The organism is Sphingobium sp. ba1 (genome assembly GCF_000743655.1).
GTDB lineage: Bacteria > Pseudomonadota > Alphaproteobacteria > Sphingomonadales > Sphingomonadaceae > Sphingobium.
Genome location: NZ_JPPQ01000069.1, coordinates 816,560 through 823,124 on the forward strand (window position 1 = coordinate 816,560; position 6,565 = coordinate 823,124).

13 protein-coding genes and 1 pseudogene are annotated in these 6,565 nt (G+C 63.4%); 8 read left to right on the forward strand and 6 right to left on the reverse strand.

Annotation, left to right across the window (positions count from 1 at the left end):
- On the reverse strand, window positions 1-310 hold a 310-nt coding region (locus tag IL54_RS24860), incomplete at its 3' end, for a MotA/TolQ/ExbB proton channel family protein (RefSeq protein ID WP_443210493.1).
- Complete coding sequence (locus IL54_RS06915) at window positions 307-759, reverse strand: YbgC/FadM family acyl-CoA thioesterase (RefSeq protein WP_443211279.1); 453 nt, start codon at window positions 757-759, stop codon at window positions 307-309. The genes IL54_RS24860 and IL54_RS06915, both read right to left, overlap by 4 nt.
- Before the next feature lie 188 nt (window positions 760-947).
- Between IL54_RS06915 and IL54_RS06920 the strand changes: the two genes are divergently transcribed.
- Window positions 948-1,826 (forward strand): 3-hydroxyacyl-CoA dehydrogenase NAD-binding domain-containing protein, encoded by an 879-nt coding sequence (locus IL54_RS06920; protein ID WP_037474263.1) that lies wholly within the window; start codon window positions 948-950, stop codon window positions 1,824-1,826.
- A gap of 197 nt (window positions 1,827-2,023) precedes the next feature.
- Here the strand turns inward: IL54_RS06920 and IL54_RS25855 are convergent.
- The 4 genes and pseudogenes from IL54_RS25855 to pspF form a co-directional block, all read right to left on the reverse strand.
- Window positions 2,024-2,167, reverse strand: a pseudogene (locus IL54_RS25855) (phage shock protein operon transcriptional activator); the annotation flags it as partial.
- Window positions 2,103-2,360, reverse strand: a complete 258-nt coding sequence (locus IL54_RS06925) for a BrnA antitoxin family protein (protein WP_037474265.1) — start codon at window positions 2,358-2,360, stop codon at window positions 2,103-2,105. The gene IL54_RS06925 and the pseudogene IL54_RS25855, both read right to left, overlap by 65 nt.
- Window positions 2,311-2,592, reverse strand: a complete 282-nt coding sequence (locus IL54_RS22800; RefSeq protein WP_076605555.1) for a BrnT family toxin — start codon at window positions 2,590-2,592, stop codon at window positions 2,311-2,313. The genes IL54_RS06925 and IL54_RS22800 overlap by 50 nt, the downstream gene beginning before the upstream one ends.
- 87 nt (window positions 2,593-2,679) lie before the next feature.
- The gene (gene pspF, locus IL54_RS06930) at window positions 2,680-3,702 is read right to left on the reverse strand and encodes a phage shock protein operon transcriptional activator (protein ID WP_037474268.1); all 1,023 of its coding nucleotides are present in this window, start codon (window positions 3,700-3,702) and stop codon (window positions 2,680-2,682) included.
- A gap of 185 nt (window positions 3,703-3,887) precedes the next feature.
- Between pspF and IL54_RS24865 the strand changes: the two genes are divergently transcribed.
- The 7 genes from IL54_RS24865 to IL54_RS06965 are packed head-to-tail and all read left to right on the forward strand — an operon-like array spanning window position 3,888 to window position 6,378.
- Window positions 3,888-4,064 (forward strand): hypothetical protein, encoded by a 177-nt coding sequence (locus IL54_RS24865; RefSeq protein WP_171899233.1) that lies wholly within the window; start codon window positions 3,888-3,890, stop codon window positions 4,062-4,064.
- A gap of 51 nt (window positions 4,065-4,115) precedes the next feature.
- A complete protein-coding gene (gene pspA, locus IL54_RS06940) occupies window positions 4,116-4,784 on the forward strand; it encodes a phage shock protein PspA (protein WP_037474270.1) in 669 nt (222 codons plus the stop codon).
- Window positions 4,785-4,788: 4 nt separating this feature from the next.
- Window positions 4,789-5,055 carry an envelope stress response membrane protein PspB gene (pspB, locus tag IL54_RS06945; RefSeq protein ID WP_037474273.1) on the forward strand — a complete coding sequence of 89 codons (267 nt, stop codon included), beginning with the start codon at window positions 4,789-4,791 and terminating at the stop codon, window positions 5,053-5,055.
- Window position 5,056: 1 nt separating this feature from the next.
- The gene (gene pspC / locus IL54_RS06950; protein ID WP_037474275.1) at window positions 5,057-5,437 is read left to right on the forward strand and encodes an envelope stress response membrane protein PspC; all 381 of its coding nucleotides are present in this window, start codon (window positions 5,057-5,059) and stop codon (window positions 5,435-5,437) included.
- A 30-nt stretch (window positions 5,438-5,467) separates the two neighbouring features.
- Window positions 5,468-5,758 carry a hypothetical protein gene (locus IL54_RS06955; RefSeq protein WP_037474277.1) on the forward strand — a complete coding sequence of 97 codons (291 nt, stop codon included), beginning with the start codon at window positions 5,468-5,470 and terminating at the stop codon, window positions 5,756-5,758.
- Between the two features lie 27 nt (window positions 5,759-5,785).
- Window positions 5,786-6,097, forward strand: a complete 312-nt coding sequence (locus IL54_RS06960; protein WP_037474280.1) for a hypothetical protein — start codon at window positions 5,786-5,788, stop codon at window positions 6,095-6,097.
- 29 nt (window positions 6,098-6,126) lie between these two features.
- Entirely contained in the window at window positions 6,127-6,378 is a 252-nt protein-coding gene (locus IL54_RS06965; protein WP_037474283.1) for a hypothetical protein, read from the forward strand.
- Window positions 6,379-6,565: the final 187 nt, after the last annotated feature.

Sequence of the window (6,565 nt, forward strand, 5' to 3'; positions counted from 1 at the left end):
TCGAGCGCCGCCATTCGGTGACGCCCGCCGCCATCACCTTGGCCGCGGGATGCTCCACCTTGCCACGGGTTTCGTAGAAGCGGTCGATATCCTCCGCCTTCCAGAAATCCGCCTCGAACTTGCGGCTTTCCTTGGTGGCGCGGCGCAGGCTGACCGAAAAGCCGATGATGATCGCCCAGGTCCAGATGCTGGCCAGCAACAGGCCCAGCATCACCCCCTTCACGACGATGTCGGCCTGAAGGAACAGGGCCAGCGGGGAAATGGTGGCGGCGTCGGCCACCGCGGCGACGTCTGGCAGGTTGAGGGTCATGGGTGGAGGTCTTCCCCTTGGCAAAGGCGGCTGAAAATGTCGGTCCAGGCTTTGGGTTGCCGTTGCGGGCGGCCCTGCGGCGTCAGCCATGCAACGCAAATGCTGGCGTCGGTCAACTGTTCGTCGCCGCGCATGACTGACTGATGAATGGTGCAGGTCGCTGCGCTCACCTGAGCCACGCGGCTGACCACCATCAGGTCGTCATCCAGCCGGGCGGGGCGGCGATAGCGGATCTGCAGGTCGGTGACGGCATAGACGCCGGTGCCGGCTTCATGCGCGGCGCGCTGGTCGATCTGCGCGAGGCGCAGCATGTCGGACCGGGCGCGCTCCATATAGCGCAGATAATTGGCGTGATAGACGAGGCCCGACAGGTCGGTATCCTCGAAATAAATGCGCAGCGGGAAATGATGCACGGCCGCGATGAAGCGTCCGGTCGCGGGAGAGGGCATCATTTGGGCAACAATCATGGCGGGCTTTTAACCATGGCGCGCGGTCGAGGCAAAGGCCGAAACGTCCTTCCCCCGCGCAACAGGCGCATTTTGTCGCCTGCGCTTTTTGAGGAGTGGGCCGCTCTGGCCCCCGGCGGGGCGGGGCGCTAGGATGAGGGGGACGAGTTGAGCCAGGGAGAGAGAGCAACATGACGGATATTCGCACGGTAGGCGTGATCGGCGCGGGGCAGATGGGCGCAGGGATAGCGCAGGTGGCGGCGCAGGCGGGCTATGACGTGATCCTGTCGGACATCGACCTGCCCCGCGCGGAAAAGGGGCTGGCGGGGATCGCCAAGCTGCTGGCGCGGGCGGTGGAGAAGGAGAAGATCAGCAAGGCCGATGCCGATGCGGCGTTGGCGCGCATCCGGCCGATGGGCGAGATCGCGCCGCTGGCCGACGCGCAACTGGTGATCGAGGCGGCGACTGAGCGCGAGGAAGTGAAACGCGCGATCTTTACCAATGTCGGGCCGTTGCTGGCGGCTGATGCGATCTTGGCCACCAATACATCGTCCATTCCGATTACCCGGCTGGCGCAGGCCGCGCCCGATGCGGGGCGGTTTGTCGGCGTGCATTTCTTCAATCCGGTGCCGGTGATGGTGCTGGTCGAGGTTATTCGCGGCCTTGCCACCACGCCCGAAACGGTGGCGGCGGTCGAGGGCTTTGCGGGGCGGATCGGCAAGACGGTGGTGCAGGCGTTCGACGCGCCGGGCTTCGTCGTCAACCGCATCCTGCTGCCGATGCTGAACGAAGCGGTGTTCGTGCTGGGCGAGGGCGTGGGCAGCGTGGTCGATATCGACATGGGCTGCAAGCTGGGGCTCAATCACCCGATGGGGCCGCTGACGCTGCTCGATTTCGTCGGGCTGGATACGGCGCTGGAGATATTGAATGTTTTCCTCAGCACCACGGGCGACCCCAAATATCGCCCCGCGCCGCTGCTGGTGAAATATGTCGAGGCGGGCTGGTATGGCCGCAAGACGGGGCGGGGGTTTTACGATTATTCGGGCGCGGAGCCTGTGCCGACGCGGTGAGAGGGGGTTTTCACCGTCATCCCAGCGGAAGCTGGGATCCATGGGCGCAACCTTAGGGGCGTCGAGACGACGTAGCGGCTCATGGATCCTGACTTTCGTCAGGATGACGGGATGAGGGGTGGGCGAAGATGTGCGCCCTGTTGCACGCCCCCTCCACCACCGCTGCGCGGCGGTCCCCCTCCCCGTGCCGGGGAAGATTAGCCTGCGCTGAGGCGGTGCTTCTTCATGCAGTGGCGCAGTTGGTCGTAGGTGAGGCCGAGGCCCTTGGCGGTGGCGCTAGAGACGCGCCGCCTTTCGCAAGGCCTCGTTGATGCGCGCTTGCCAGCCGGGACCGCCCGCCTTGAAGCTGGCGATCACATCAGGGTCGAGCCGCAGTGACACATGCTGCTTGGTTTGTTCGAGTTTGGGGCGTCCGCGGCGCACCAGCGTCTGGCCCACATAGGCATCCGCGCCATCGGCCCAGTCCTGGGTCAGCTTTGGGGCATCATCGGGATCGATCCAGTTCCCGCCAGTAGATTTCTCGTTCGTCATCATCTGCTATCCTCATCGAAATGACGCGAATGGCGTCACCCCTGGGTGTCCAGACACATATGACCGGCCGTTCATCCAACAGGCCGAGCATGATATAGCGGACCTCGCCATAATCTTTTCGCTCGTCGGTTCGGATCAGGTGGAACCTGTCGAACATCATAACGATGGATTCAAAATCCAGGCCGCGCGCATCGAGAGTTTTTTGTCGCTTGGACGGATCATACTCGATGCGCATGGCATGTTTTCCTCCGACTACGGCGCTGCCACGCGTATTAATGTAGCACAAAAATAGCGAGCCGCAATATTTAATGGAACATCAAAATTACCCGGCGCTCAGGCTATGCTTCTTCATGCAGTGGCGCAGTTGGTCGTAGGTGAGGCCGAGGCCCTTGGCGGTGGCGCGTTGGTTGAAGCGGTAGCGGTCGAGGGCGGCGGTGATGATCGCGGATTCATAGGCGTCGACGGCGGCGCGCAGGTCGCAAATATCGTCGACCGACGCGGCGGCGGCTTGGGCGGTCGGCACGGGCGGGTCGCAGGGGTCGGCGGCGCGGGGCATGAGCGGCTTGGGCTTCCAGGGGGAAGCGAAGGGGTCGAAGGTGATGCGGCTGATCGGGCGGGTCGGCGCGTCCCAGCGATAGACGGCGCGCTCGATGACGTTGCGCAATTCGCGGACATTGCCGGGCCAGGCATAGGCTTCCAGTTCCGCCAGCGTCGCCGCGTCGAAGCCCGGCCATTGCGGCCAGGCCAGCTCGGCGGCCATGCGCCGCCCGAAATGATCGACCAGCACCGGCACATCGCCTTCGCGCGCGCGCAGCGGGGGCAGGGTGATGACTTCGAAGCTCAAACGGTCGAGCAGGTCGGGGCGGAAGCGCCCGGCATCGGCGGCGGCGGGCAGATCGTCATTGGTCGCTGCGACGATGCGGACATCGACGCGCAGCGGCTTTGACGCGCCGATGCGGGTGACTTCGCCATATTCGACCACGCGCAGCAGCCGTTCCTGCGCCGCCATCGACAGGGTGCCGAGTTCATCCAAGAACAGCGTGCCGCCATCGGCTTCCTCGAACCGGCCGGGCCGCGCGCGGTTGGCGCCGGTGAAGGCGCCCTGTTCATGGCCGAACAATTCGGCCTCGATCAGCGTTTCGGGGAGCGCGGCGCAGTTCATGACGATCAAGGGTTCGCCCCAGCGCGGGGAGAGGTGATGCAGCCGCTCGGCGATCAGTTCCTTGCCGGTCCCGCGCTCGCCGATCACCAGCACCGGGCGGTTGAGTTCGGCCGCCCGGCCCGCCAGTTCGACGGCGTCGAGAAAGGCCAATGACTGGCCGACAAAATGGGTCGTTTTCTCCATACCCCAACTTATGGTGAAATTTCCCACCTTGTCGCAAGCGAAATTCCGCACTCGACCGAAATGAATGGACAAAAATGGCGGAAATCCGTGCCTTTCGGCAATTTGGCACGGCCCCTGCAAAGCTATGGGCAATCCGCAAATAATCGCGGAACCACATGAAGGCCAAGGTTCAGGGAGTGTATAAAATGGAAGACAACAGCAACAGCGTTCGCGAAATCGGCCAACTGATGTCGGTCGCCGTCGCCGCCCTGCTGGTAGGATCGACCCTGATCCTGGCAGCCGTCGGCCCGGCCCGCGCCAGCGAAACCCCGATACTCGCCAGCGAAACCCACAATCCGGCAACCCCACGCTATCTGGCATAAGGGTCGCCCGGTCGTTTCAAGAAAATAGCCAAGACCAGGAGTGACGTTAAAATGGGTATTTTTTCCCGCACCCGCGACATCATTGCCGCCAATGTGACCGACCTGCTCGACAAGGCGGAAGATCCGGCGAAGATGATCCGCATGATCATCCTCGAAATGGAGGAAACCCTGGTCGAAGTGCGCGCGTCCGCCGCCCGCACCATCGCCGACCAGAAGGAAATGCGCCGCCACATCGCCAAGCTGACCGCCTTGCAGGACAGCTGGACCGAAAAGGCGCAGCTGGCTTTGTCCAAGGATCGCGAAGACCTGGCCAAGGCGGCGCTCGTTGAACGGCAGAAGGCGACCGACATGGCCGAGCATCTGATCCATGAGATCGAGACGCTGGACGAAGCGCTGCGCGCCGCCGAAGAGGATATCGCCAAGCTGCAGGCCAAGCTGCGCGAAGCCCGCGTGCGCCAGAACAGCCTGGTCACCCGGATGCAGAGCGCGGAAAACCGCCTGCGGGTGCGCGAAGCCTATGCCGGCGAGAAGGTCAACGAGGCGTTTGCGCGTTTCGACCTGCTGGAACGCCGGGTCGACATGGCCGAAGGCCGCGCCGACGCGATGGACCTGGGCAGCGCCCCCAAGACGCTGGAAGAAGAGATTGCCGAGCTGCGCTCCGCCGACAAGGTGGATGCCGACCTCGCCGCGCTCAAGGCCAGCATGAACAAGGGGGACTGATCCGATGGAAGAGATTTTTCTGCCCATCATCGTCTGCGGCATGTTGTTCATCGGCATGCCGTGGCTGATCTTCCACTATGTCACCAAGTGGAAGCAGGCCCCCAAGATCACCGACGAGGATGAGAAGCTGCTGGATGAACTCCACCTTCTCGCCCGTCGGATGGAAGAGCGGCTGCAGACGGTCGAACGGATCGTCGCCGCCGACAACCCCGATTTCCGCCCGCATCGTCCGCAGGAGCCGGGCGAATTCACCTTCGACCGGAGAAACTGACATGACCGCCCGCCGCACCAAATTTTACCTCAACAAGGCCGACGGCAAATGGATGGGCGTCTGCTCCGGCATTGCCGACTATAGCGGGATCGACGTCGTGTGGGTCCGCGTCGGCGCGGTGCTGGTGACGCTGATGGGGGCCTTCCCCTGGACGCTGATCGCCTATTTCGCCGCTGCCTATTTCGCCGACAACAAGCCATCGGGTCTCTATGCCGATCGCGACGACGAGAAATTCTGGCAAGGCGTGCGGACCAATCCGACCCGCTCCACCCGCGACGTCCGGTCCAAGTTCCGCGATATCGATCGCCGCCTCGCGGACATCGAAATCTACTATACCAGCCGCAACACGCGCCTGGCCGATGAAATCGATCGTCTGCGCTAAGCAGCCTGGGGCAAAACAGGGAGACTAATCATGAATGTCGGTGGACCTTTCTTTGTCCTGGCCATCATCGCCATGTCGACGCTGGGCTGGATGTTCACCACCTGGGTCCGTGCCCGCCACGGTTATCCGGTGGAAAATGAATGGACCGGCACCGTTGATCGAACGGACGCCGCCGCTGGTCGAAAAATCGACCTTCTGTCGCGCGAAAACGAAAAGCTGGTGGGCAAGATCAGCCGCCTAGAGGAACGCATCGCCGTGCTGGAGCGGATCGCTACCGATCCCGCCACCCGCACCGCGCGCGAAATCGAGGCGCTGCGCTGAGGCGCAGCTGGCAAGGGAGTAGAGACGATGTTTCCATTTGAAGATTTTGCGCAAGTCGGAATGATCCTGGGCGCGCTCGCTATTGGCGGCTGGATATTCACCACCTGGTTGCGCGTGAAAAATGGCTACCCGCTGGAAAATAGCTGGGGCAAGCCGATCTATCCGCAGAAAAACGAGGAAATGGTCGAGCGCATCAAATTGCTGAGCCAGGAAAATGCCCAGCTGCGCGCCGAAATCGGGTCGATGAAGGACCGGCTGGCCGTGGTCGAGCGGATCGTCACCGACGAAAGCCACCAGCTGACCCGCGAGATCGAGCAACTGCGCGGCGTCGCCAACTGATCCCGGCATAAGAACAGGGAGTTAAGGGAATGGGACCGTTTGAAATGGTCGTCGCCATCGTCGCGATCACCGCCATCGCCAGTGTGATCCGTGCGCGCTACGGCGTGGTCCGGCACGATAAGGGCGAAACGCTGGTCGCACGCGGGCCGGACCCCGACACCGAGAGGCTGCGCGCCGAAGTGAAGGGGCTGAAAGAGCGGGTCGCCGTGCTGGAACGGCTGGCGACCGATGGCTCCACCGCGCTGGAGCGGGAATTCGAAAAGCTGCGGGACCGCGACTAAGCGCGGTTCGCTTCGACAGGGAGGCACATATGCAGGACCCCTATCTTTATCTGGCCATGGCCCTGACCACCCTGGCGGGCGTGGCGATCATCGCGGTGGCGGCCTTGCGCGGCTGGGACGGCTGGCTGGCGCTCAAGCGCGCCGAACTGAACCGCCGCGCCGACGACGCCGCCCCGCCATCGGCGGT

Bases quoted from the DNA above. Each gene is read 5' to 3' on its own strand.
- IL54_RS06915 (WP_443211279.1), bottom strand. From the start codon at position 759: ATGCCCTCTCCCGCGACCGGACGCTTCATCGCGGCCGTGCATCATTTC.
- IL54_RS06920 (WP_037474263.1), top strand. From the start codon at position 948: ATGACGGATATTCGCACGGTAGGCGTGATCGGCGCGGGGCAGATGGGC.
- IL54_RS06925 (WP_037474265.1), bottom strand. From the start codon at position 2,360: ATGATGACGAACGAGAAATCTACTGGCGGGAACTGGATCGATCCCGAT.
- IL54_RS22800 (WP_076605555.1), bottom strand. From the start codon at position 2,592: ATGCGCATCGAGTATGATCCGTCCAAGCGACAAAAAACTCTCGATGCG.
- pspF (WP_037474268.1), bottom strand. From the start codon at position 3,702: ATGGAGAAAACGACCCATTTTGTCGGCCAGTCATTGGCCTTTCTCGAC.
- IL54_RS24865 (WP_171899233.1), top strand. From the start codon at position 3,888: ATGGAAGACAACAGCAACAGCGTTCGCGAAATCGGCCAACTGATGTCG.
- pspA (WP_037474270.1), top strand. From the start codon at position 4,116: ATGGGTATTTTTTCCCGCACCCGCGACATCATTGCCGCCAATGTGACC.
- pspB (WP_037474273.1), top strand. From the start codon at position 4,789: ATGGAAGAGATTTTTCTGCCCATCATCGTCTGCGGCATGTTGTTCATC.
- pspC (WP_037474275.1), top strand. From the start codon at position 5,057: ATGACCGCCCGCCGCACCAAATTTTACCTCAACAAGGCCGACGGCAAA.
- IL54_RS06955 (WP_037474277.1), top strand. From the start codon at position 5,468: ATGAATGTCGGTGGACCTTTCTTTGTCCTGGCCATCATCGCCATGTCG.
- IL54_RS06960 (WP_037474280.1), top strand. From the start codon at position 5,786: ATGTTTCCATTTGAAGATTTTGCGCAAGTCGGAATGATCCTGGGCGCG.
- IL54_RS06965 (WP_037474283.1), top strand. From the start codon at position 6,127: ATGGGACCGTTTGAAATGGTCGTCGCCATCGTCGCGATCACCGCCATC.